Origin of the sequence: Neisseria sp. 19428wB4_WF04 (assembly GCF_015235335.1) — a bacterium.
GTDB classification, from domain to species: Bacteria; Pseudomonadota; Gammaproteobacteria; order Burkholderiales; family Neisseriaceae; genus Neisseria; species Neisseria musculi.
The window spans coordinates 1-251 of record NZ_JADGLG010000238.1 but is presented as its reverse complement, the minus strand read 5'-3'; the positions used below and the strand labels follow the sequence as shown (position 1 = coordinate 251).

The 251-nt window shown below is 51.0% G+C and carries 1 protein-coding gene and 1 pseudogene; one reads left to right on the top strand and one right to left on the bottom strand.

Features of this window, described 5'->3' with window-relative positions:
• Nucleotides 1–85: pseudogene (locus IR141_RS13150) on the bottom strand (IS1595 family transposase); the annotation flags it as partial.
• Between the two features lie 46 nt (nucleotides 86–131).
• On the opposite strand from IR141_RS13150, the gene IR141_RS13145 reads away from it, so the two are divergent.
• The coding region (locus IR141_RS13145) for a helix-hairpin-helix domain-containing protein (protein ID WP_194198410.1) at nucleotides 132–251 on the top strand (120 nt) is incomplete at its 3' end.

Here is a 251-nt window from a genome sequence, read left to right as displayed (position 1 = left end):
CAGAACGTGCGGTTACTTCCAATACAAAATATTCAAGCAGTTTTCTTTGCAGACTCTTCTTTAACTTACAGTGGGTTATCTTCATTTTGGCAGCCTGTCATGACTGCTAATCTACGTCAGCCCCTTATTTATTGGGTATCTTGAGCGCGATAACCCCGACGCTGTTGCTGGCGGCGGTAAACATCAACACGGCAACGGCGGAGGAGCTGAAGGCGCTGCCGGGGATAGGGCCCTCGAAGGCTGCCGCGATA